Source organism: Ruegeria lacuscaerulensis, from assembly GCF_013033355.1.
Taxonomy (GTDB): domain Bacteria; phylum Pseudomonadota; class Alphaproteobacteria; order Rhodobacterales; family Rhodobacteraceae; genus Ruegeria; species Ruegeria lacuscaerulensis_A.
Window position 1 is genome coordinate 1 of sequence record NZ_WQDY01000021.1, and the last position, 23,390, is coordinate 23,390.

Below are 23,390 nucleotides of genomic sequence, written 5' to 3' on the forward strand. Positions count from 1 at the left end.
TTGGGTAGTTGTCCATACTAGATTTTTCTCCAGATCTATCCGTCTGGTCAAACCTCCAATTGATGGTCAATTGGTACTCCTGCTTACTCTGTATGGGCAGACAGGTGTGGTGATCCTGCGGCCCCAACAAATAAACGCTGCAATGGCGTCAATGTCAGCTTTGCGGCCGCGGCCGTAGTGTCAATAACGAACGTTGGCCGTTTGAGAGACGCTGAGTGGGGACCTCAAACGTCAGGTTTGCAGCCTAATGCAAACGTGAAGCCACGATCCTGTATTCCCGGCTTAGTATCTCCCAAGGGATTTCCCTTCGAAGGAACTAATATGCTTCGCCATCTGTTCGCTATTGCCGTCGTACTCTGTTTCGCTTTCGACATGCTTTGGGCGCAGACCGTTGGGCCGTCGCGGGACTATGTGACGGCTGAGTTTGGGGCACCACCGACGATCCAGGAAGGATCTCTGGATGCTTCTGTAAAAGAGGCCTTGGAAGAGATTTTATTGATCGCAGTAGCGCAGGCCGCATGGGACCCTGCAAATGCTGCGGCCTTTGATACAATCGCGCAAACGTATGATCCTCGACTAGTTTGGATCATCACTGACATGCAGCGTTTTGCTTGGAGGCCAGAATTCTACGCTGCGCTGACACGGGCCGCGGCGACGATCCTCGACATTCCTTTAAATACCGGACTTCGGCGCCCGGAGATTATCAACAAGATGATCGCGTGGGACATTCCCGCCTATCCAGGCTACCTCGCCCACAAGCGCCATGTCTTCACTAACTATGTTTCCGGTTGGGACAAAATCTTTGTCGAGGGCGATATCGCATGGCAACTCGTGGATTGGGGCGGGGTTTACATCGATGCGCGTCCCTATGACTCGACTGATGATGTCTGCCATTGCATCCCTGCCGTCGATAATCCCGAGATCAGTACCGCAGCCGAGGCGACTTGGTTGGAAGATGATGATGTCATCTTCGGCATCGTGGTGAACGGTCAAGCGCGTGCCTATCCTCGCAGGATAATGGAAGTACGTGAAATGGTGAATGACACACTCGGGGGGCGTGATCTTGGCATTCCCTACTGCACGCTCTGCGGAGCCGCGCAAGCCTACTTTACTGATCGATTACCGGCAGGCGTGAAGCGGCCCATTTTACGAACGTCTGGCCTGCTTATCCGCTCGAACAAAGTCATGTATGACACCGAAACACATTCTGTTTTTGACACATTCCTTGGCAAGGCCGTGACGGGCCCATTGGCGGATATCGGGCTCCAATTGGAACAAGCAACGGTTATCACGACTGATTGGGGTGCTTGGCGCGAGGCTTATCCGAACACAACGGTCCTGGTTGAAGCTTTGGCCCTAGGTCGCGACTTCAACCTGCGCGAAACACGCGACGCGAATGGCCCAATATTCCCGATAGGGGACGTCGATCCGCGGCTGCCTGTGCACGAAGACATCATCGGCACAATCACGGCCAACGGAACTCCAGTCGCCTTTCCCCGTGCAACAGCCGTGGCTGCATTGGTTGCAGGGCAAGACGTCGCGTTTGAAGACGTGAGACTGGAACTATTTGCAGGGGGCGTAAGGGCCATCGGATTAAACGGCGACGAACGTTTGAGCCATCAGGCCTTTTGGTTTGCTTGGTCCCAGTTTTACTCGGAGACCGTTTTATGGACCGAATAGAGTGAACGTTTGCTTCGTGAGAGCTGCACAGCATCGGCAAGCGCATCGGTCAAGGTCCGGAACGGGCCGCAAGTGGCAACTTGCTGATTATCTGAAAGATGGGGCCAAATTCGAGATCCAGAGAACTGCGTGGGGCGTAATGTACGTATAGAGGCAATTAAGAGGTCGCGATTTTTCGTTCATACTTGCTGGCAACGGCCATTAGCTTTCTTTCGACCGGAGCGCTCCATGCTGGACTTGAGGTGCGCTTTGTCGAGGGTGCGATCTGGGTTCCTCAACCTTGAAAGTAGACCTTTCGCCATCTTCCGGCCGTCTGATTTTTGATGTGTCAGAGGCTGGCGCAGGGGTTGAGGTGTTCCAGCCTCTTGAAGTTATCGATGGCGCAGAAGCTTTGCTCGATGTGCCTTCGGTTGTGGACGGACAGGACTTCATTGACCTCCAGATCGGATCCAGTATTTCCTTTACCATCGACGTCGATGACACCATCGGTCAGAGGGAGATCACTGTCAGCGGTTCAGAGATTGCCGGCGCCAAAGTGACATATGCGAAAGAAGGTGAAAGCAGTAACGCGGTTTTCTCTTCTGACGCGCAAACCTTGCTGTCGATCCCAGATTGCTGATGGCCGTTCGTGTGGTTAAGTCATACGAATGAGGTTTCAAAGATGACAAAACTGTTGATACGGGTTGGCTTCTTAGTCCTCGTGTTGGGTGGTGGCATCCTGATAGGAGCACTGACTGCACCAGGTGCATGGTACGCGAACCTATCCAAACCCGTGTTCAACCCGCCCAACTGGATCTTTGCTCCGGTTTGGTCGCTGCTCTATGTACTGATCGCCTGGGTGGGATGGCGTCAGTTCGAGGCGGATAAAAGCTCTGTCAAAATGAAGCTATGGTGGGCGCAAATGGGCTTGAACTTCCTATGGTCGCCAGTCTTCTTCGTGTTGCATCTGCCTTGGTTCGCCTTCGTTGTCATTCTATCGCTGTTGATCGTGATTGTCGCCTTCATTCAACAGGTGCGCAGATCAGATCCGATCGCAATGTTGGCCTTTCTACCGTATCTGGCCTGGGTAGCCTTAGCTTCGGCATTGAACCTATTGATCGCGATTTTGAATTGAACACAAGCAGAGTGCGTACCACCACCTACGTCTGACTGCTTCACGGAAGCCGGAACCCGTTCACTTGGACAGGTACTTGGTGCGGGCTAGTTATATCTGCATCACGCAATAAGTGAGTGAGGGCATGGCAAGTGCAAGTGGTGTGGTTCAAACGGGACTTGCGTGTGGAAGATCATCGGGCACTGGCACGAGCCGCTCAGCTTGGACCAACTTTGCCAATATACGTTGTCGAACCAGAGCTTTGGAAACAACCGGATGCCTCCGCAAGGCACTGGAGTTTTGTTTCTGAAACACTCGCAGAATTAAGGGCAGATCTTGCTCGGTTAGGCCAGCCTTTGGCTCTGCGGTTCGGTCCAATTGTAGACATTTTGGATGAGTTAAAGCAGGCCGGGCTGTTGCACGCTCTTTGGTCTCACGAAGAGACCGGAAACGATTGGACCTATCAGCGAGATCTGAAAGTTGCCGCATGGTGCCGTGAACAGGGGGTGCCCTGGACCGAAGTACAAAACCATGGCGTCTGGCGAAAACTCAGATCGCGGGATGGGTGGGCGACCCGCTGGGACAGGCTTATGGCTGAGCCAATCACACCTGTGCCCGCATTGCCGCCAATTGACCTTGAACTCGGGCACATACCGACGGCACGCGATCTGGGCTTGGCTAGCGATCCTTGCCCCCAACGTCAGGCCGGGGGTAGACGTGCCGGTTTGGAGCGCCTTGCTAGCTTTCTGGCCAGTCGCGGTGAGAACTATCAGTGCGAGATGTCCAGCCCGGTGTCGGGTGCAGAGGCGTGCTCCCGGCTTTCTCCGTATCTCGCATGGGGTGCTCATTCGATGCGCGAGGTTACGCAAGCCTGCGACGCGCGTCGTCGGAGCCTTCCGCAAGGGACGCGAAACTGGCAAAAATCTTTGCGCTCTTTCTCTGGTCGGCTGCACTGGCATTGTCACTTTATCCAAAAGCTTGAAGGCGACCCCCTGATCGAATTTGAGAACTTGCACTCGGTTTACGACGGTCTGCGTCCGCAAACCCCAAGCACCGAGCTTCTGGGAGCATGGAGTGCGGGGGAAACCGGATATCCGTTTTTGGATGCATGTATGCGATCTCTACAGGCGACGGGATGGCTTAACTTTCGGATGCGCGCGATGGTAATGGCGGTGGCAAGTTTTCATCTATGGCTGGATTGGCGTGCACCTGGACTGCATCTGGCGCGTATGTTCACCGACTATGAACCTGGCATACATTGGAGCCAGGTCCAGATGCAATCGGGCACTACGGGCATCAATACAGTGCGCATCTACAACCCGGTCAAACAAGGATATGATCAGGACCCGGCTGGGATATTCATCCGAAGATGGCTGCCTGAACTTGCTGAAATTCCCGATAGATACATTCATGAGCCTTGGAAGTATGAGGCTTCAACCCAAGTGATCGGGCGGCGCTATCCTGTTCGTATTTTTGACCACCTTGCGGCGGCAAAAGCCGCACGCGAACGAGTTTGGGCAGTGCGACGTGGCCCCGAGTTTCGCTCGGAGGCCCAAGCGATTGTTGCCAAACACGCCAGCCGAAAGACAAACCGCAAACAACGCTCGAAAAAGGACACTGCAACCCAATTGAGCCTGCCCTTCGGAGATGCTCTATGAAAATGCGTAAGAAATCTGATCTGCCCCAGAAAACCTGCACCAGATGCGGTCGTCCGTTCACATGGCGCAAGAAATGGGCGAAGGTTTGGAATGAAGTCCGCTATTGCTCGGCCCGGTGTCGGCGAGCGCCATGAGCGGAGTGCTTCCGGGACTAGCCTTTAGCGACGAACCGATCGCGTTCACCCCAACACGTGCAGCCGGGTTGCAACGTCTTGAGCGCTTTGCGGCGCGCACCGGTCGCCATTACGCAAGCACGCGAAACTACGACTTCGGCGCTGAACGGCGCACGAATGTTTCGGCTTTGTCACCTTGGATACGGCATCGGCTCATAACTGAAGAAGAAGTGCTGATACGTGTACTAGCCTCGCATCGCCTCGGGCAGGCTGAGAAATTCGTGCAAGAGGTATTTTGGCGCACATATTTTAAGGGCTTTCTGGAACAACGACCCAGTGTCTGGTCCATGTACCAATCCGAATTGGTCAAAAGCTATCAAGCGTTGGAATCTGATCCAAGCCTGCAGTTGACCTACAGCCAGGCCGTGTCCGGCGCGACCGGAATCGACTGTTTTGATCACTGGGTGACAGAGCTGATCCGAACGGGATACTTGCACAACTATGCGCGCATGTGGATGGCGTCGATCTGGGTTTTTACGCTTCGCTTGCCATGGGAACTGGGTGCGGATTTCTTTCTCAGGCATTTGCTCGATGGTGATCCGGCGTCGAATACACTCAGTTGGCGATGGGTCGCTGGGTTGCACACGAAAGGCAAAACCTACCTGGCCCGCGCCGAGAACATAGAGAAGTATACCAACGGTCGCTTTAGTCCGACAGGTCTTGCACGAGTGGCTGATCCTTTGACTGAAACTGCCGATCACCCAAGGCGACCAATCGCGCCATGCAACGCGCCACCTTCGGGACCTTATTTGCTTTTGCTGACCGAAGAAGATCTAAGTAGTGCCGATATTATGCCGCACGAACCGGCAGGTGTGTTGGGTCTGCTGGCGACTCATGGTCGGTCTCCGCAGCCAATTGGCGAGGCGGCGCAAAGATTTACGAAGGACGCATTGCGCGGCATTCTGGCGAGCACTGACGTGCAGCCTCAATCCGCCGATGACTGGAGTGTCCCAATCCTCGCGGCCGCCCAGCGGATCGGGGTCAGAACCGTCGCCACCGCCTACCCTCCCATTGGTCCCGTACGGGCGCGTCTGGACCGAGCCGAATCCAAATTGGCCGAAGCGGGCGTGCTACTGCATCGGGTAATACGCAACCACGATAGTATCGCTTGGCCCTACGCCAATGCGGGCTTCTTCAAGTTGAAAACGAAAATCCCCACCATTCTGGCAAGTCTTAACTTGTTGCGATGAAGCGGCGCGCGCCGCATAGCCGACGATCGCCGACCCGACAAATGAACAACCATTTGCCAAAGGAGCCACGCGGCATAGTTCGTTGGTAAATGCAGCGCGCCGGAACGACTATGCCCATTGCCACGATCCTTCTGCCCAACCAGCTTTTTGCCGATCATCCGGGCTTTTCAGAGCCCCCGGATCAGGTGATTCTGTTCGAGGATCCGCTCTTCTTTGACGATGCGAGATATCCTGCGCGGATGCATAAGCAAAAGCTCTGGCTCCATCGCGCCAGCATGGCACGCTATCATCAGGATTTGATCGCCAAAGGCTTGAACGCCAATATCTACCTTTATGAGAAGCGAACAGATGCGTGCTTGGGTCTGTTGCAACAGCTGGCCAGGGACGGTGTCGATCGCGTGGTGATGGCCGACCCAGTGGACTTCATCGCTCAAAGCCGCTTGAAAAAGGCTGCAGAGGCCGTGGGCATCTGTCTGGAAATACGCCCATCACCCGGCTTTCTGAACACACCAGCAGATAACGCAGAGTGGATCAACGGCCGCAAACGTTGGTTTATGGCCGAGTTCTACAAAAGCCAGCGCCGTCGTCTGGATGTATTGATGGACGGTGATCAACCTTTGGGTGGCCATTGGAGCTTTGACGAAGACAATCGCAAAAAGGTTCCCAAAGCGATGCTCGGGAGTCTGCCCTGGATTGATTGGCCAGCACATGACGCCATTGATAACGCTGCAAAGAATAGTGTGATCGCAGATTTTCCGGATGCGCTCGGATCGTTGGACACGCTCTACTACCCGACATCCCACAGAGCAGCTGCGGATTGGTTGAAACAATTCCTGGAACGTCGATTTGATCGGTTTGGGGACTTCGAAGACGCCATCGTCGAAGGGGAAAGCTGGTTGTGGCACGCCGTTCTGACCCCCGCGCTGAACATCGGGCTGCTGACGCCCAGACAAGTACTGGACGCTACGCTTCAACACGCGCAGACACGGGATATCCCCCTCAACTCGGTCGAGGGGTTTGTCCGACAGATCATAGGCTGGCGAGAGTTCATGCGCGCCACCTATGAAGACCTCGGCGTCGACATGCGGACCACAAATCATTGGGGCCACAGCCGTAAGATGCCCGCCTCGTTTTACGATGGCACCACCGGCATCGACCCGATTGACGACACAATCAGGCGCATTCTGCAGACCGGCTATTGCCATCACATCGAACGTCTGATGGTGCTGGGTGGTTTCATGTTCCTTTGCGAGATCGACCCTGATGAGGTCTATCGCTGGTTCATGGAGATGTTCGTAGACAGCTATGACTGGGTCATGGTCCCAAACGCCTATGCCATGAGCCAGCATGCAGATGGCGGACTTATCACCACCAAACCCTATTTTTCGGGTTCAAACTACATCCGAAAGATGAGTCATTGGAGCAAAGGACCTTGGGCAGAGGTCTGGGATGGCCTGTATTGGCGTTTTATCTTCAAACATCTGGATAAACTTGCACACAATCCGCGCTGGTCAATGATGTGTCGAGCAGCAAGGCGGATGAATGCGGAGATCAAAGAAAAGCATCTAAGCGTTGCGGATGCTTTCCTGAATCAGCAGCCCTGAAAGAGCTATCGGGCATCGATCTATGAATTACCCGGTTCTACTAGGAAATCCATCCTAGGAAAGATAGACATCCGACCATCTGAGCCATAGGCGACCGAACGAAGACGCTGCCTTCTCCCTCGGGCAACCCTATTTGACAATACCTTGTGCTCAGCTGCGCCTGAGGGCTGCACAAATATTGTCGAATAGCATTGCCTCGCCCCCATCCGCGTTCGCCACGTGACAGATCAGCAGTAACAGGCGCCTTCGGCGTCTGATCTGCAAATCAGCCCTTAATTTGCCCAAAAGGAAGTCAGGATCAACGCAAACAGATCCTTCTCCAACACTGGACGCCACCCGCATTGCCGCAACACTTCGTTATTCGATATCAAATGCGATTCAATTGCATTTTCTTTCGCGTCAGGCAGGAGATGTGGGCTGCTGGCGGACTACGGACGCTTCTCTTTTCCGTTGCGCATCCCTGACCAGGGCGGCAAGCCGATAGAAACCGTGAGCCATTTTTGTGTAGGGCGTAAGGAAGAAGAGCGCCAGGACTGATCCAAGATGGACAGCAAGCAACACGGGCATAATTGCCGACCAACCGAAAGCGTAGAGAACAAGCCCGCTTAACGCTACAAAGCCAAGCAGTAAGATGAATCCGATATCTCCACCCCAAGCTGAGACGTCGCCAAGATTGCGGTCCGACTTCTGTTTCAACAGGACCATCGCGCAGCAACCGAGAGTGAGCAAAACGCCCCCTAGTACGCCAAACAGCTTTGGCAATGACCAGAACCCGTAAGGTGCGTGATGGTCGAACCCGTAGTGCATGATCGTAGCTACTGAGGTTGAGGCAAAACACAGCAAAAACCCGTACATGATTGCATGATGCACGTGGCGGCGGGCGTGGCTAAATCGGTCTTCGTCCTCGAAATTGCAACCCTCGCCGTGGCCTGCGGCCAAGTCCTGCATCTTGCCAGCGCGTTTGAACGCAGCTGTCAGATCAGACATTTGGATAGGTTTGCCACCAACCTCCGTCCAATAGCGCCTCAGGCTGATAGCCAAGCTAAAGAGTGGCAACAAGAATGCAGGCGCAAAGATGGCGACCATCGCATTGTGGGACAGGACAGCATAGAACCCCTCTCCTCCGCTTGATCCAATGGCGCGAATTGCCCAGAACAACAGGGCAAATCCAATCACCAGAGCCAAGGCAATAGCCCCGCCGTGAGTGTGAAACCGGCGCGCCAGAGGCTGCGGCCAGGCGAAGCTTTCCCAGCTGTCCCGCCGCACTTCGGCCAGAGCTTTCGGCAGGTTCAGGTCAAACTCGTGCGGAGCTGTGTACTGACAGGCGTAGTGGCACCCCCTGCAGTTGTGACACAGGTTGGCCAATTGCGTGATGTCCCCATCCGAGAACGCGCGTTCCGCGTGCAGCGACGGGAAGACCGAACAATAGCCCTCGCAGTAGCGGCAGGCGTTGCAGACCTCGGCCTGACGGCGGGCTTCTTGAATAAGATCAGTTTGCATAAGCGGCTGCCTCACGTCCTGCAATGCGTCCAAAAACGGTTCCAATGGTCATGCCGAAACCGGCCAGATACCCCTGCCCCAGGATCGAACCCGCCATCGTCTCGCCCGCGGCCCATAGGTTTTTTATCTTGCCGCTGGGCGTCGAACACTGAGCCGTATCGTCGACCTTCAGCCCCAGATAGGTAAAGGTAACGCCAGTGCGCAGCGAGTAACCATAGAATGGCGGTTCGGAGATCGGGCGGGCCCAGTTGGTCTTGGGTGGGGTCAGACCGGAGGTCGTTACTCCGTCCAACTCGGTTGGATGAAATCCACTGGTGTCGCCGCATGCTTCGTTGAATTCAGCAACGGTTGCCTTCAGCTTGTCGGCAGGCAGGTCCATCATTCCAGCCAGGTCTTCCAAGGTATCCGCCTTTAGCGGCGGAAAGACCGAGGGCATGAACAGGTTCAGCGACTTGGCATCGATGATCACGTAGCCAACTTGACTCGGCTGCGCCGCCACCAGACGTCCCCAGATCGCATAGCGCTTGGGCCAAACGTCTTCGCCCTCGTCATAGAACCGCTCGGCATTCTTGTTCACGACGATTGAAAACGGAACGCAGTCCAAACGGGTAACGATGCCTCCGTCGAACTTCGGCGCACGCCCGTCAATGGCGACAGCGTGGCATTGGGTTGGATCGCCGACACTCTCGACGCCTTGATCCAAAAGATCAGCCAGCACAACCCCCCGGTTATATGGAGTACCCCGGATCAGGAAGTTCTTTGCAGGTTCACCCCATGCACGGGTCAGCCAATCGGTGTCGGCCTGAAACCCGCCCGAGGCAACGATGACCGCTTTGGGCGTGATGCGATGAGACCGGCCTGCATAGGTGTAGTCGACCCACTCGATCCGATCACCATTCAACTCCAGATGCGTGACAGCAGCTTCGTACAGAACATCGACACCCAAACCCGCGGCAGTTCGGTAATAGGCGTTCACCAGAGACTTCCCACCCCCCATAAAAAACGCGTTGGTCCGCGCCAGCGACAGTGTCCCAGACAGAGAGGGTTGGAAGCGCACGCCGTGTTCTTCCATCCACGGCAGGCATTCCTCGGAGGTTCGGATCGCGAGGCGAGCAAGATGTTCGTCGGTTTTGCCGCCAGTGACCTTGAGCAGATCTTCAAGATACTCATCTTCACTATATTCTTCGATCAGAGGGCCCAGAGGAGCACCATGCATACAACGAAAATTGCGCGTATGGCGTGAGTTCCCCCCACGATAGGGTTTTGGTGCCGTCTCGAGGATCAGAACACGGGCGCCTGCCTCGGCAGCAGTCATCGCCGCGCAAAGGGCTGCATTCCCACCGCCGATCACAGCGATATCATAAGCTTCCTTTTGGGTTGCCATATCCTGTCTACCTATTGATTTTCATCGGTTGTCCGGTCGCGTTCTTGCAACGCCCGAATACGCATCCGTTGTGCGGCCTGAATATGCGCGCGCATCTCTGTTTCAGCCGCTGCACCATCGCGGGCCTTTAAGGCAGCCATGACACGCTTATGCTCTGCCACTGCTGTCTCGGCCCGATCACCGTCCAGCAATTGAGATGGCCCAAGGATCAACAGCGCTTTTTGCAAAGACAACATAGACTTGGCAAGAAACCGATTCTTTGCCGCATCCAAAAGTGTGGCGTGAAAAATCCGGTTGATCCGAGCCGCCTCCGAGCCGGTGCCTGCCTCGGCCAAGCGATCGTTCAAAACGCCCAACTCGTCCAATTCGACATCCGACGCAGCACGCGCTGCTAAACGGGCCGCAGTACCCTCGAGCACCGCGCGCATCTCATAGAGTTCCATTACTTCGGCGTAATCGAGGCTGCGTACGGTTGCGCCCTGCCGGGGCACATGAGTGACTAGCCCGTCGGCCTCCAACTGACGGATAGCCTCCCGCACCGGAGTGCGGCTGACCCCTAATCGTTCTGACAGCTCAATCTCACGCAGGCGTTCGCCAGGCAGCAGTGTGCCCTCGCGAATCTCGTCCAGTAAGCGCTGATACGCAGAATTGCCTTGTGGGCCAGGCTGTAAGGGGTCGTCTTGAATGGTCATCGAGCGCTCACTTGTCTTCTTGCGTCCAATTGTATACATTTGGATACATAGTGAGTCAATATTGTTGGAAGCCGCGCCTTGCCCACCCAAGACAAAACACCCTCTCTCCTGACAAAGCGGGCCGTGACACTGGCCCTTGCACTACTGGGCACCGGAGTATTTTGGGCGTTGAATCTGCCGCTGCCCTTTCTGTTCGGCCCAATGAGCGCGTGTCTCATAGCCGCCCTGGCGCATGCCCCAATGGAAGGTTTTGGTCAGGTCTCGGTTGCAGCGCGCACCATACTCGGCGTTGCAGTTGGGGCTTCGATAACCCCTGCCCTGTTTGTTGAATTGCCAAAGATGGCGGCGTCTATCGCACTGGTCCCGTTCTTCATCCTGCTGATCGCGTTGGTCGGAGTGCCTTTCTTTCGCAAGTTCTGGGGGTTTGACTCCACGACCGCGTTTTACGCTGCCATGCCAGGCGGACTGCAGGACATGATCATCTTTGGCGCCGAAGCAGGCGCCAACCCGCGAACACTTTCCCTGATCCACGGAACGCGCGTGCTGATCATTGTAACGCTGGCCCCCCTGTTGCTGACAGTGTTCTACGATGCCCAGCTCACCAACCCAATCGGAGAGCCCGCGCGCGACCTGCCGATGCATGAGTTGGCACTGATGGTACTGGCGGCAGTTATAGGCTGGAAAGGCGGTGAGCGGATCGGCTTGTTCGGGGCATCTATTCTCGGCCCAATGATCCTGACAGCAGCCCTATCACTGGGGGATTTCATTCATACCCGACCACCGCGCGAGGCCATCCTTGCAGCGCAATTCTTTATTGGCTGTGGGATAGGCGTGAAGTTCGTGGGCGTCACTTGGGTCGAACTCCGCCGGGTGGTTGCAGCGGGCGTCGCCTATGTCATCGTCCTTGCGATCCTCGCAGCCGCTTTCACTGCTGTTGTCACCACGCTGGGCTTCGGTCAACCGGTCGAGGCTTTCTTGGCCTTTGCCCCCGGCGGACAGGCCGAGATGACAGTGCTGGCCATCGTTTCGGGTGCGGATCTGGGCTTTGTAATCACCCACCATCTGACAAGGATCGTGCTGGTTATCATCGGCGCGCCTATAGCGGCCAATCTTATCCTGCGCTGCTCCAAACCTCGGGGTTGATCATGTGAATAGGGGCACCTTCAGCATAGGCGTTCACCTGATCGAAAATATCTGCGAATTGCAGGTCGAATTCGTCCTCAGTCACAAAACCTATATGCGGTGTCGCAATCAGGTTCGGGTGCGATAGCAAAGGGTCATTCGGGTCGGTGAGCGGCTCGGTATCGAAGACATCAATTGCGGCCTTCCCCGGGCGACCGGCGTTCAGCGCATCCAACAAAGCACCCGGAGCGATCAGCCCGGCCCGGGAGGTGTTCACAAACATCGCGCCCGGTTGCATCTGCGAAAAATCTGACGCTGTGATGATACCGTTCGTGTTGGGCTTCAGGCGGACGTGGACCGAGACAACATCGCTGTTGGCAAAGAACGCTTCGCGGCTTGTGGCAATCTGCACGCCGTCGGCCTGCGCGCGTGCCCGGCCTTCATCCGAAGACCACCAGACAACATTCATCCCGAATGCCTCGGCATAGCCAGCAACAGCGCGGGCGATACGGCCATATCCATACAGCCCCAACTGCCGCCCTCTCAGGGTCTTGCCAACTCCGGCCTGCCAATGCCCCGCTTTGACAGAGGCCATCTGCGCAGGCAAGTCTCGCATCCCGGCCATGATCAGTGCCCAAGTGAGTTCGGCTGCGGCGTAGGACGGCGTCCCACCATGCATGTTCGAACACAACAACACACCCTGATCTGTACAGGCTTCGACATCGACATGAGGATAAACGCTGCGCTGACTGATAAGTTTCAGGTTCGGTAATTTCTCCAGCAAGGCGCGGGTGACTTTGGTACGTTCACGGAACAGGACAAGCACCTCCGCGTCCTGCAGTCGCTCGGCCAGAGTGTCAGTGTCTTCGACATGATCCGTCCATACCGTCACCTCATGACCGGTGAGTTTATCAAAGCAAGGCACGCCGCGCAGCGTGTCAAACCAATCATCAAGAATGTGGACCTTCATCGGCTTTCTATACCCTGCTCGGTGTTGAGTTTTCTTGGCGTCGGGACAAAATGACATGCGTCGAGAGCAGCAAGTGCATTGCGGACCCGTTCGCTTTGATCCAGCAGATGGTTGAACTGCTCATCGCAGCCAGCAATCGGTGTCGGGTAGTCCGCAATGTCCCGCCGAAGAGCCGACTGCGCCAACCTGAGTTCCTGACGCGCGATAGCGAGGCATTCCGAATAGTTGTCCATCGCGTCCTCCCATTATGTATACCAAAGTATACCATTTGGATGACACCTGATCAACTCCCGTTCCAAACCGACTTAGGCACATAAACATGCCCGTCCGCCAGCTTGCGCGCGGTCCGCACTAGGCCTGCCGCGTCCACCGAGAACCCGTCGGCGGTGGAGAAGTCCACCAGCACGTCGATCTTGCCCGAAGCGTGTTCCAGAATGACTTCAGCCGGGCTGTTAGTCGGACGATCCAGCAAACCGTCCGCAACAGTCCCGGGCGTTAAAGCGCAAGAAGCCATGCACTGTGCCCCGGTAACAGCCATAGTCGGGTGGGTCTTCCACGGCATGAAATATCGCACTGCAAGCGTTCCGCCGTCTCTGGCAGGCGCGACTAGGCCGAATTTGGGTGTCACTGACTTGGACACATCTCCCATGCCCATCTGTTGCCCGGCCTCAATCCGAACAGCCTCCATTCGGTCAAAAAAATTTCTGTCGGCGTCCAACTCTTCAGCGCTTTCATAACCCGTCAACCCGAAGTCGGTGGCGCGGGCGATGGCCATCGGCATGGCTACATCCATGCAAGTCAGTTCGATGCCCTGAACAGTATCGCGCAGGTTGCCCGTAGGCAGGAACGCTCCGGTGGCCGAGCCGACCACGCCCATGAAGCTCAGCTGCACCGGCGCTGAATGACCGGGAACGCCAGCAATCTCCGCATCGCCCTCATAGGTCAATTCGCCCCCGGGTGTATTCACCTTGGCCACGACCCGAGCCCCAGTGTTGACGGCCCGAATGCGAATTTCGGTTTCATCGCCTTGCGGATTGAACAGCCCCATCTCGATAGCCGCAGGGGCAACGCCGGACAGGATATTGCCACAGGTGGGTTTGAAATCGACCAGCTTGTCCTCGACCGAGACCTGCGCGAAGAAATAGTCGATATCGGCCCAGTCATCCTCGCTGACCGATAGCATCGCGACCTTCGTAGTCACCGCCGCGCCGCCGCCGATGCCGTCGATGTTCAGCGACTGCCCGGAACCAAGGGCGGCGATCAGCACTTCGGCCAACGTGTCCAGATCCTCGGGCAAATCTGAGCGGCGAAAATACGGACCTTTTGACGTACCACCACGCATGAAGATGTAAGGGATTGCGGTTTGAGTCATTTTGAATCCCTCACTTCAACGGCCAGGGTAGGCTGACCATGTCTTGCAACAGACCCGGCGGGAAATCGCGGTTCAGCGCGCCCGCCATCAGGCACATGAAACCGATGCCGCAGGCGGTCAGGATCAGTGTCATCTGCCAGCTTGCCCCGGCGCGGATGCGGAAGAACGCTATCAGGAAGCCCAGCAGAGCGAGGATGAAGCCCACCACCCAGGTTGCTGCGATCAGGCTGGCGAACCACCCCAGCGTTGACCACAGACCATGGGGGGCGCTGGCGTCCTCACCGGCGATTTCCTTGTCGGCAAAGATCGCGTCACCTTCGGGACGTCGCATCATCTGGATCAGAAGGATCACGCAACAGAATAGCGAGACGCTGCCGATCACCAGCGGGATGATCTTGTCGGTCATGTTGTAGTCGGGGATCATGTTGGCGTTGACCAAAGCGACGATCAGATAGGCCATGATCACCAGCAGAAAGATAAGCGGCGCGCGTTTGGTACCTGCGTGAACGTCTCCTTCGGACATGATCATCTTGGCTTGTCGGATGCCCAGAATGACTGAGACCACGGTGACCACGATCAGGACGATCACGATCGGGCTGAAGACGTATTCCATGCCTTCGCCAATGCTCTTACGGAACCGGAACGAAGCGATCTGGAATGCCTGGTTGGTGAACTTCTCAACCGGGTTCGACAGAACGAAACCGATCAGGAAGGCCGGGCGCGACCAGTCGAAACGGCGTAAAAAGATGCCGATCAGGCCGATCACGAACAGGGCCAGCAAGTCTTCGAAGTTTTGGCCGGACTGGAACGCTGCAAAGCTGATCAACATGAACAGGAACGGCGCCAGATAGGTGAAACGGATAGTGGTCAGCTTGGCGATCCCGCCCGAGGCCGCGATGCACAGGATGGTCCCGACGACGTTGGCCAACGCCAGCAGCCAGACGATAGAATACGTGATGTCGAGATTGTCCTTGAGCATGCTCGGACCGACCTCGATATCGCCCGACCCCAGCAAAGCCACCGCGCCAATGAAAATCGCCATCGAGCCTGAACCAGGGATGCCAAACAGCAGAGTTGGCACCAGTCCTCCGCCCTCTTTGGCGTTGTTCGAGCTTTCCGGGCCGATGACGCCGCGCACTTCGCCTTTGCCGAAATTGCTCTTGTCCTTGGTGGATTGCACCGAGTGACCGTAGGCAATCCAGTCGACAACCGAGCCACCGAGGCCCGGAATGACCCCAACAACCACACCGATTATCGAACAACGAACCGACAGCCAGATATTGGCGAACCAGTCTTTGACCCCGTCCAACCAACCGGCGCCCAGCGAGGCTCCTTTGGCAATTGACCGATCCTGCCGCAGCAGTGAAACGATCTCGGGCACGGCAAAGATACCCAATCCCACGATGACCAGTTTCAGACCGTCCGTCAGGTAGGGAATGTCATAGGTCGCCATGCGCAGTGAGCCGCCCGCGTCGGCCTCACCAATCGTGCCAACCATCAGGCCCAGACCGGCGGCAGCGACGCCTTTCAGTGGGATGCGTCCTGCCAAAATGGCAACCATCGACAAGCCCAGAATGGTGATCATCAGCATCTCGGGCAGACCAAAGGCCAGAACGATGGGCCGCGCGACCAGGATGAACATGGTCAGAAAAGTTGCGCCGACCAAACCGCCGAAAAGTGATGAAGCAAAGGCCGCTGACAGGGCCCGCGCAGCCTCGCCCTTTTTCGCCATAGGGAAGCCGTCCAGCACGGTTGCCTGCGAGGCTGAGCTACCGGGGATACCCATAAGAACTGATGCAAAGGTGTCAGAGGTCGGAACCACCGCCACCATCCCGATCATCAGGGCCAGACCCAGGATGGGATCCATGCCGAACATGAAAGGCAGCAGCAGCGAAAGGCCGGCGATGCCACCGAGGCCCGGAAAGACGCCCACGGCCAGCCCCATAACGACGCCGAGAATGAGATACCCCAGAACGATGGGTTGCAGGATCAGACCCCACGCGTCGCTGAGCGCGGGTAGAGCGGTGGCGAAAACCTCCATAGCGGCCGCCTTTCATAAATTGTCTTGTATTTAGAAAAGCGCGCGCCCTTCGTTGGGCACGCGACGACGTGTCGGCTTAATTCAGTTCGACGCCGTAGGCCTCTTTCAGCCAGTTCAGGACGTATTGCTTGGCATTGTCATCCACTTTTGTCGCAGTCTGCAGTGCCGCTTTCGAACCGTCACCTACAAACACCGGATACTTGCCAACGCGCTTCGAGGAGATATCGGCAAAATCGCCCCGCTCGGTCACAGCTTGGAACGCTGCGGTATAGGCGTCGACGACCTCTTGCGGCGTGTCACCGGGCAGGAAGGCCAGCTTCTGAACCGGGAAACCTGCCACAAAGAAGGCTTTCCATGCGTCCCATGCTTCGCCGCTGGTTTCGCAGCCATCGGTGGCCTCGCAGACCTCCTTGAAAGTCGGAATGTCCGGGAAGGTCGGATCGCGCACGATGTCGCCATCGGCGTCCAGCGCACCCCAGGTCATCATCGGCACAGCTTGACCAGCCTCAACCAGCGGGGCCGAGCCGCCCAGATAGCCCGAGGATGTCTGGTAGTCGATATTGGCTTCACCACGTTCGAACATCAGGCGACCGTCACCGCGGCCCTTAATGCCAAAGACCGGCTCAACATTCATGCCCAGCATCTGCCAGGCCAGCAGCGGTACAAGATCTAAACGGGTCGCGCCCTGCGAGCCGTAGATGAAATTGGTGTCTTTCAGCGCATTGGCGGAACCATCAAACTTGGCCCCATCTTCGGCGTTCAGATAGGCGACACCGCCGGTGCCCGACGCCATAACCGGAATCCAATCGTTGTATTCATAGCGCACACGCGGGTCGCTCAGCAGGTACGGGAACTGTGTCGAGCCAGAGGTGCCGAACAGCAGAGTGCCGTCGTCATGGCTCTGCTCCTGAAACCAGTTAGCACCCTTGGTCGATCCTGCACCGGGCATGAATTTAACCACAACGGTTGGCTGACCGGGCAGCGCCTCGGACAGAAGCGGGGCAAAGAAGTTGGCCCATTTGGCCGACCCACCCGTTTCCGAGAACGGAATGACCCATTCGACGGTCTTGCCCGAGAAATCGACCTCGGCAGCGGCAGGCGCGGCGAGTCCGGCGGCGGCGATCAGCCCCACGACGGCGCGACGAGTGAAGTTGGAAATGGCCATTGGTTCCTCCCTGTTGACCAGACAACCACGTTGACGCCCTCCGCGCCACCGTGATCGCAAATAGAACTGTGGGGTTGATTCCCCCTCCCATCTGGCAATCATGGAGCGCCAACCTTGCGCGAAACTTGCAGGAGCCCGAATGCGGATCGTAATCGTCGAGGACAATGAGACCCTTGCTAACGCCATTGCCTATCGCCTGCGGGATCGGGGCCATGCTGCTGACGTGCTGACAGATGGCGATGCCGCCGATCTGTATCTGGAACAGGAAGGTGCAGATCTGATCGTTCTGGACATCAACCTGCCGGGTCGGTCAGGTCTTGAGATCTTGCGGTCGCTGCGCCATCGGGGCGACAGTGCGCCTGTTATCCTGCTGACCGCGCGCACCGAGACCAGCGATCGCGTATCAGGCCTGGATATGGGCGCTGATGACTACCTAGTGAAGCCCTTCGAGATGGACGAACTTGAGGCCCGTATCCGCGCCCTGTCCCGCCGCAAACAACTGGAATACGGCACGCGTGAGACCATCGGAGACCTGGAATTCGACCGCACCGCCCGGCAGGTCAGCGCAAAGGGCCAAGTGCTCGATGTGCCGCGTCGGGAAATGGCAGTGCTTGAATGCCTGTTGGAACGACGTGGCCGGATCGTCCCCAAAAGTCAGTTGACCGACAACGTCTACGGCGTGGGCGCCGATGTTGACGATTCAGCCGTCGAGCCGCATGTGTCACGACTGCGAAAGCGCCTTCAGAATTTTGGCATCCAGATCAAGACGGCCCGTGGCCTTGGATATCTGCTTGAGGTGAAAAAGTGATCCGGCACGGTTCGCTCAGGCTTAGGCTTTTCATTCTGATCCTGACGCCATTAGTGCTGCTCGCAATCCTGCTTGGGTACTGGCGCTACACGGTTGCTCAACAAACGGCACAGGAGCTTTTTGACGACAGCCTGTTGTCCGCCGGTCTGGCCATTTCACGCGATGTGGCGGTGTCAGAAGGCGATGCCTTGTCGCCCACCACGCGAAGCTTGATCCGCGACGCGTCAGGCGGAGAGATTTTTTATCACGTGACCGGACCCGGCGGTATTTATGTGACCGGGTATGCGTATCCCCCGGCCACAGCAAAACCGTCGGAGCAAGACATTTACCAACCCCATTTTTTCGAAGCTGTTTACCGCAGCGAGCCGGTGCGTGTGCTGAAAATGACCGAACGGGTTGCGCTGGGTAATCTGGCGGGCGATGCGACGGTCACGGCATGGCAACGTCTCGCGGATCGCAACAACTTTGCCAACGAACTGTCGATCCGCGCCGCGATTCTGATGGGGATCCTTCTGGCCACGCTTGCCGTTGTCGTCTGGTTCGGTGTCGCGCGCGGCTTGCGGCCGTTGCTGGATCTACAGGACGCCATTGATATTCGCTCACCCGACGACCTCAGCCAGATCAAACGCCCGGTCCCTGTCGAAGTGCATGGAATTGTCCGAACACTGAACCGACTGTTTGGGCAGGTCGAACACAGCATTAACGCCCATCAAGTGTTTATCTCTGAAGCCGCGCATCAACTTCGAAATCCGGCAGCCGCAGTCCAATCCATGGCCGAGGCACTGCGCGATGCAAAAACGGATGACGACAGGGCCAAACGCATTGTTGAGCTTGTGGCAGCCGCAAAGAATTCGGCCACAGTCGCGGATCAGTTATTGTCATTGGAACGACTACGGCAACCTACGCATCAAGATCAGATGGAGAAGATTGATTTCCGCTTGGTCGTCGAAGAGGCTTGCGCGGAAATGGGGGTGCACATCCTCGCAAAAGGGATCGATTTTGAGGTGTCGATGCCGGGCTCGGCAATTATGGCTTCAGGAGATCAGGTCTTTTTGACTGAGGCCATAAAAAACCTGCTGGATAACTCAGTTAAGCACGGTGGTACTCAGTTGAGCCGAATTTCTGTCACGCTGCGCTGTGATGGCGGGCACGTCAAGCTAACGGTGGCCGATGACGGAACAGGTCTTTCGCCAGACCAAAGCGAAGCGGCATTCAGTCGGTTTTCGCAGCTGGAGTATTCCCAAGGCAGCGGTTTAGGGTTGTCAATTGTTTCAGCGGTGGCGGAGCGCCATCGAGGAACGGTCGCAATCAATCAAGTCGAAAAAGGAGCGAGCATTACACTTGAGCTCCCAATAGTCCTGTAAGTCGTTTCGGTTTTTAGGAGCCCGAAACACTTCATGATCAAAGCGCATTCTTTACTAATGCAACTAAGTACCTCTCCGTTACGCATTGCAATTGTCGTCGCACAGCGCCCTGAATGGCCGGATTCGCAACCATTGGATGATTGGCCAGATCGTAACGAACCGCGAACACCGTTGAAGCGGTTTTATGTGAAGCGATCTCTTGTTGCGTAGTGGTCATTCAGTAAAACGAGTACGAAAGGCTGCCTCGTGGAAAAAACGGTCTTTCGATCATTCGTCGCGAACTTCCCTTGTTGCGGTGTGTAGAGACATTGATGCGACGGCAGGTTGAACTTTCCTGCCAGTCCTATCGTATGTTAAACAACTATGTTCCATGTACATTCGCCAATGCCGTCGAAAGCTGGTCTATTCGGGATCGGCCAGCGATCGAAAGCCGCCAACCCAATACGCCAGCGGTTTTGCCTCAGAGCTTTCGGCGCGTTCGACCTTGCCGATCAGAATGCGGTGCGTGCCGAAGGAAACCGTTTGGATGTGCAGGCAAGTAAAAATTGCTGTGGCGCCAGATAGAACCGGCAGGCCTGTATGTTGATCAACCTTCCAACGCACAGATGCGAAATTACGCTAACCCACGAATGCGGGAGCACCGGCAAAGGCAAGCGCCAGCTTGTCATACTGCTGCGCGATGTGGTTGACGCAATAAACACCGTGTTCCTAAATAATCCCCAGAATGCGGCTTTTCTTGTTGATACAAATCAACACTGCTGGTGGCGCCGCCGTTAGGGAACAAACCGCGCTGACGGTGGCGCCATAGGGACGGTTTTCGCCGCTTTGCGCATTGCGTTTGTGAATTCGGTCAGGGCCAGCATTTCGCCCCTTTCTGTTTCGAACCCTTCTGCCGGTGCGACCGCCTTGATCACAGGAACGAATTACTTAAGCTTTGCCCAACGAAAACTTATGCAGGGATGTGATGCGACATCCCCTTTAAAACAAACTGGAACTTCTTCGGACCGGTGTATTGTCAAGACTTGAACCGGTTGGCTTTGACAGCAACCGAATGCGGCGTCCGCTGCCGCCGTTGCAGACTTTGATCGCCTTTGAGGCCTCCGCACGAGCAGTCGTGCCATAGGTCATGACCGCCTGAAAAGCTTCAACTTGGCGAATGTCCATGGCTGCCCCATTCCTTTTTGGCATACGTTAATCCAAATTTTCTGTTAATGGAATTGCCTGATGCAGCGGTTGCAGGCTCCAAATGTTTAGGAACTCTTCAGACCGCCAGGCTTGATCCAGATGCTTTGATCAGTGCTATAAGCACATAACCGGACAATTGTTCGACGTATGCGTCGGTTCAGGATCGGAGGCGCTCCAAGTGCTCAACCAAAACGCTTCATTTTGGGGCCCTAACGGTCTTCTGTGCACTTTCCGGGGGTGTTTGATCCGGTTTTCGAGTCTGACCCTATTGGTCATCGGCGCATTTCTGGCGGCAATTTCGCACCCTCACTCTGCGCGCGCCTGCCCGGTTTGCGTCACGTTGCCAAACGCATCGCTTGCTGATCATTTGATCGGGGCCGAGATCATCGTATTGGCTGCTCCGTCCGCCGAAAATCCATTTAGTTTTGCCCCGGTGAAGCTGATCAAAGGGACCCAACAGCGCCTCGAACGAGCGCCCGAGATTCCGTTTCTCATCGACAGCACAACCCGGGCGGCCTTTCGCACTGATCCGCAAATGCGCATTCTCTTTACCTACGGAGCTGTCAACAAAGATGCCGCGGGCCGCAGTTTTTCGCGCAGTTGGAAGAGAATTTTCACACTGACCCCCGAAAGGGAGAAATTTCTGGAAAACCTTGAAGCTGCTGCAAAAATTTGGAAACCTGGTGACGTAAGTTCTCCAGAGCGTGCCGCGTTTTTTGTTCATCACATAACCTCCGATGACCCCGTATTGCGCGACACTGCGTTGATTGAGATGGATCGAGCGCCATATTCTGTAGTCCAGTCACTTCGCCCAAGGGTGCCAAAAGATCAGCTGCTGAACGAGTTTCGCAATATTTACCGTATCAGTTTTGTTCCTGTCTCGATTCGACTGTTGGGTCTGCAGACAGGAGATGCCGAGGCGGTTTCAGTCGTTAGGTCTCGGTACCCACGCGCATTGCGTTCCAGTGGAGGTTACGTATACGAATGGGCGCTGGCCGGAATTGAAGTCGATCGATCGCAAGCAGTGGAAGCCATCGATAATGCGCTGAAAATGAAGAACCGGAATTTGGAAAGCAAGCGCGGTCTTATTCGGGCATTAGCGGATGGCGGCACGGCTCTCCCAAGCCTTCGAGGCCAAATTGTTAAAGTCTTTTCCACTGAGTTGAATAGCAGCGGCGACTTGGCGTTGGATATCGCTATCGTCGCTCGTAACTGGAATATCGCAGAATTGGATGATCAGCTTTTGGCGATGCTGGAGAACGAAGACACCGATCCAGTGACCCGATTTGTTATTGAAACCAATATCTCTTCAAACCAGTGAACCCCGAGGCTTTGGGGTGGCCAGAGAACCAGCAGCATCGCTTAAGCCTTACGGCTTAGCCAGTCCAAGACCCTCTGCGCCGTCGCCTGCCATGTGTGGTCAGACTGAGGGCAATGGCGGCCACAAAGCACGTTTTCGACGATCCCAGGGTCATGGGCGGGATCTGTTGCGAAGTCTCTGACTGAACGAAGATTTTATACCTAAACTGCCACTTGTACTGTCAGTTATGCAAATTGAGCAATCGGACAGATGCCTGACTCAAGTTGAGCTTTGTAAACCAAGTGCATCACTTCAATGTCGCCCACTGTAGCAGGCGCTGAAGCATAGGCCTTGATCGGAACGTCCGATTACTTGGAAACGACGATCCATTTGCCAAGCGCAGAGAAGGTTAGCTTTCCGCCCGATTAACTAGAATAGCAACGCGTCCTGGCGCAAAAAATACCGGCGAGGTCTGCACCGCCGCGATTGTTTTTGGGGCTGCATGATTTGGACAAGCCACCCCCCCTGGCCATCAGGGATAAGACGCTGCCTTCCCCCTCGGGCAGCCGCAGGCGTTTTTGTGCTGTCTGGTGCATACAGTGTACCCGGCCTGTCCTCATGCATCGTCAAAGACTTGATCGACGGTCTGGATGAGATCGACCTGATCGACATTGCAATTCTGCCGGGCATGGCCTATTCCGCACTCCACCTGCTCTCTAAGGCGCTCTATCCCTTCGGAAGCGATCGCTGCGGCATGGAGGTGAGTGTTTCCGGGAAGCTCGATGGGCATCTTATAACCCACACATGGAAGTTGATCGCGGAGAAAGGGCACGGACCGTTTGTGCCTGGCGTTATGTGTCGCGCAATCTTGCGGGAGCATGCCAACATCAATGTCGGTGCGCGCCCTTGCCTGGCAGAGCTGCCAAGGCCGATAGTTGAACGCGCGATGGGAGATATGGAGATTCGAACCGGGTTGGTTGAATTGCCTGATCAACACGCTTTTGTTCCGCGACGCGCTGACAAGGCGGGCAGATACCTTGGGCAGCCAGATAAATCTGGAGATAAAATCTAGTATGGATAACTACCCAG

Annotated in this window: 20 protein-coding genes and 1 pseudogene; 12 read left to right on the top strand and 9 right to left on the bottom strand. The window is 56.0% G+C overall.

Annotated features, from left to right (window positions below; genetic code table 11):
• Positions 1 to 321: 321 nt before the first annotated feature.
• From GOW48_RS21605 to GOW48_RS21635, 7 genes are all read left to right on the top strand, one after another.
• Positions 322 to 1,680, top strand: coding sequence for a DUF3179 domain-containing (seleno)protein (locus GOW48_RS21605; RefSeq protein ID WP_170756138.1), 1,359 nt, complete (start codon positions 322 to 324; stop codon positions 1,678 to 1,680).
• A gap of 352 nt (positions 1,681 to 2,032) precedes the next feature.
• Positions 2,033 to 2,299, top strand: a complete 267-nt coding sequence (locus GOW48_RS21610; RefSeq protein WP_170756139.1) for a hypothetical protein — start codon at positions 2,033 to 2,035, stop codon at positions 2,297 to 2,299.
• Between the two features lie 42 nt (positions 2,300 to 2,341).
• On the top strand, positions 2,342 to 2,794 hold the full coding sequence (locus GOW48_RS21615; protein WP_170756140.1) for a TspO/MBR family protein: 453 nt from the start codon (positions 2,342 to 2,344) through the stop codon (positions 2,792 to 2,794).
• Between the two features lie 140 nt (positions 2,795 to 2,934).
• A complete protein-coding gene (locus GOW48_RS21620) occupies positions 2,935 to 4,431 on the top strand; it encodes a deoxyribodipyrimidine photo-lyase (RefSeq protein WP_331251854.1) in 1,497 nt (498 codons plus the stop codon).
• 2 nt (positions 4,432 to 4,433) lie between these two features.
• Entirely contained in the window at positions 4,434 to 4,565 is a 132-nt protein-coding gene (locus GOW48_RS21625) for a DUF2256 domain-containing protein (protein WP_214648703.1), read from the top strand.
• The gene (locus GOW48_RS21630; protein WP_170756141.1) at positions 4,562 to 5,794 is read left to right on the top strand and encodes an FAD-binding domain-containing protein; all 1,233 of its coding nucleotides are present in this window, start codon (positions 4,562 to 4,564) and stop codon (positions 5,792 to 5,794) included. The genes GOW48_RS21625 and GOW48_RS21630 overlap by 4 nt, the downstream gene beginning before the upstream one ends.
• 110 nt (positions 5,795 to 5,904) lie before the next feature.
• A complete protein-coding gene (locus GOW48_RS21635) occupies positions 5,905 to 7,398 on the top strand; it encodes a cryptochrome/photolyase family protein (protein ID WP_170756155.1) in 1,494 nt (497 codons plus the stop codon).
• 399 nt (positions 7,399 to 7,797) lie between these two features.
• On the opposite strand, the gene tcuB is transcribed toward GOW48_RS21635, so the two are convergent.
• The 3 genes from tcuB to GOW48_RS21650 are packed head-to-tail and all read right to left on the bottom strand — an operon-like array spanning position 7,798 to position 10,974.
• Positions 7,798 to 8,898 carry a tricarballylate utilization 4Fe-4S protein TcuB gene (gene tcuB, locus GOW48_RS21640; protein WP_170756142.1) on the bottom strand — a complete coding sequence of 367 codons (1,101 nt, stop codon included), beginning with the start codon at positions 8,896 to 8,898 and terminating at the stop codon, positions 7,798 to 7,800.
• A complete protein-coding gene (gene tcuA / locus GOW48_RS21645) occupies positions 8,888 to 10,282 on the bottom strand; it encodes an FAD-dependent tricarballylate dehydrogenase TcuA (RefSeq protein ID WP_170756143.1) in 1,395 nt (464 codons plus the stop codon). The genes tcuB and tcuA overlap by 11 nt, the downstream gene beginning before the upstream one ends.
• An 11-nt stretch (positions 10,283 to 10,293) precedes the next feature.
• The gene (locus tag GOW48_RS21650) at positions 10,294 to 10,974 is read right to left on the bottom strand and encodes a GntR family transcriptional regulator (RefSeq protein ID WP_170356258.1); all 681 of its coding nucleotides are present in this window, start codon (positions 10,972 to 10,974) and stop codon (positions 10,294 to 10,296) included.
• A 123-nt stretch (positions 10,975 to 11,097) separates the two neighbouring features.
• Between GOW48_RS21650 and GOW48_RS21655 the strand changes: the two genes are divergently transcribed.
• Positions 11,098 to 12,117 carry an AbrB family transcriptional regulator gene (locus tag GOW48_RS21655; protein WP_331251853.1) on the top strand — a complete coding sequence of 340 codons (1,020 nt, stop codon included), beginning with the start codon at positions 11,098 to 11,100 and terminating at the stop codon, positions 12,115 to 12,117.
• Here the strand turns inward: GOW48_RS21655 and GOW48_RS21660 are convergent.
• The 5 genes from GOW48_RS21660 to GOW48_RS21680 all read right to left on the bottom strand — a co-directional run bounded on the left by GOW48_RS21660 (position 12,086) and on the right by GOW48_RS21680 (position 17,644).
• Positions 12,086 to 13,066, bottom strand: a complete 981-nt coding sequence (locus GOW48_RS21660; protein WP_170756145.1) for a D-2-hydroxyacid dehydrogenase family protein — start codon at positions 13,064 to 13,066, stop codon at positions 12,086 to 12,088. The two genes, GOW48_RS21655 and GOW48_RS21660, sit on opposite strands and share 32 nt — an antisense overlap.
• Entirely contained in the window at positions 13,063 to 13,299 is a 237-nt protein-coding gene (locus GOW48_RS21665; RefSeq protein WP_170756146.1) for a hypothetical protein, read from the bottom strand. Before GOW48_RS21665 ends, GOW48_RS21660 begins: the two co-directional genes overlap by 4 nt.
• Positions 13,300 to 13,349: 50 nt before the next feature.
• Positions 13,350 to 14,438 carry a 4-oxalomesaconate tautomerase gene (locus GOW48_RS21670; RefSeq protein WP_170756147.1) on the bottom strand — a complete coding sequence of 363 codons (1,089 nt, stop codon included), beginning with the start codon at positions 14,436 to 14,438 and terminating at the stop codon, positions 13,350 to 13,352.
• A 10-nt stretch (positions 14,439 to 14,448) separates the two neighbouring features.
• Positions 14,449 to 16,479, bottom strand: a complete 2,031-nt coding sequence (locus GOW48_RS21675; protein WP_170756148.1) for a tripartite tricarboxylate transporter permease — start codon at positions 16,477 to 16,479, stop codon at positions 14,449 to 14,451.
• Positions 16,480 to 16,555: 76 nt separating this feature from the next.
• Positions 16,556 to 17,644 carry a type 2 periplasmic-binding domain-containing protein gene (locus tag GOW48_RS21680; RefSeq protein WP_170756149.1) on the bottom strand — a complete coding sequence of 363 codons (1,089 nt, stop codon included), beginning with the start codon at positions 17,642 to 17,644 and terminating at the stop codon, positions 16,556 to 16,558.
• A gap of 139 nt (positions 17,645 to 17,783) precedes the next feature.
• Between GOW48_RS21680 and GOW48_RS21685 the strand changes: the two genes are divergently transcribed.
• Positions 17,784 to 18,452 carry a response regulator transcription factor gene (locus GOW48_RS21685; RefSeq protein WP_170756150.1) on the top strand — a complete coding sequence of 223 codons (669 nt, stop codon included), beginning with the start codon at positions 17,784 to 17,786 and terminating at the stop codon, positions 18,450 to 18,452.
• The gene (locus tag GOW48_RS21690; protein WP_331251852.1) at positions 18,449 to 19,816 is read left to right on the top strand and encodes a sensor histidine kinase; all 1,368 of its coding nucleotides are present in this window, start codon (positions 18,449 to 18,451) and stop codon (positions 19,814 to 19,816) included. Before GOW48_RS21685 ends, GOW48_RS21690 begins: the two co-directional genes overlap by 4 nt.
• A 402-nt stretch (positions 19,817 to 20,218) precedes the next feature.
• Here the strand turns inward: GOW48_RS21690 and GOW48_RS22830 are convergent.
• Positions 20,219 to 20,740, bottom strand: a pseudogene (locus GOW48_RS22830) (flavin reductase family protein).
• 439 nt (positions 20,741 to 21,179) lie between these two features.
• Between GOW48_RS22830 and GOW48_RS21705 the strand changes: the two are divergent.
• Both GOW48_RS21705 and GOW48_RS21710 read left to right on the top strand, forming a co-directional pair.
• Positions 21,180 to 22,322 carry a hypothetical protein gene (locus tag GOW48_RS21705; RefSeq protein ID WP_170756568.1) on the top strand — a complete coding sequence of 381 codons (1,143 nt, stop codon included), beginning with the start codon at positions 21,180 to 21,182 and terminating at the stop codon, positions 22,320 to 22,322.
• A gap of 559 nt (positions 22,323 to 22,881) precedes the next feature.
• The gene (locus tag GOW48_RS21710) at positions 22,882 to 23,373 is read left to right on the top strand and encodes a hypothetical protein (RefSeq protein WP_214648702.1); all 492 of its coding nucleotides are present in this window, start codon (positions 22,882 to 22,884) and stop codon (positions 23,371 to 23,373) included.
• Positions 23,374 to 23,390: the final 17 nt, after the last annotated feature.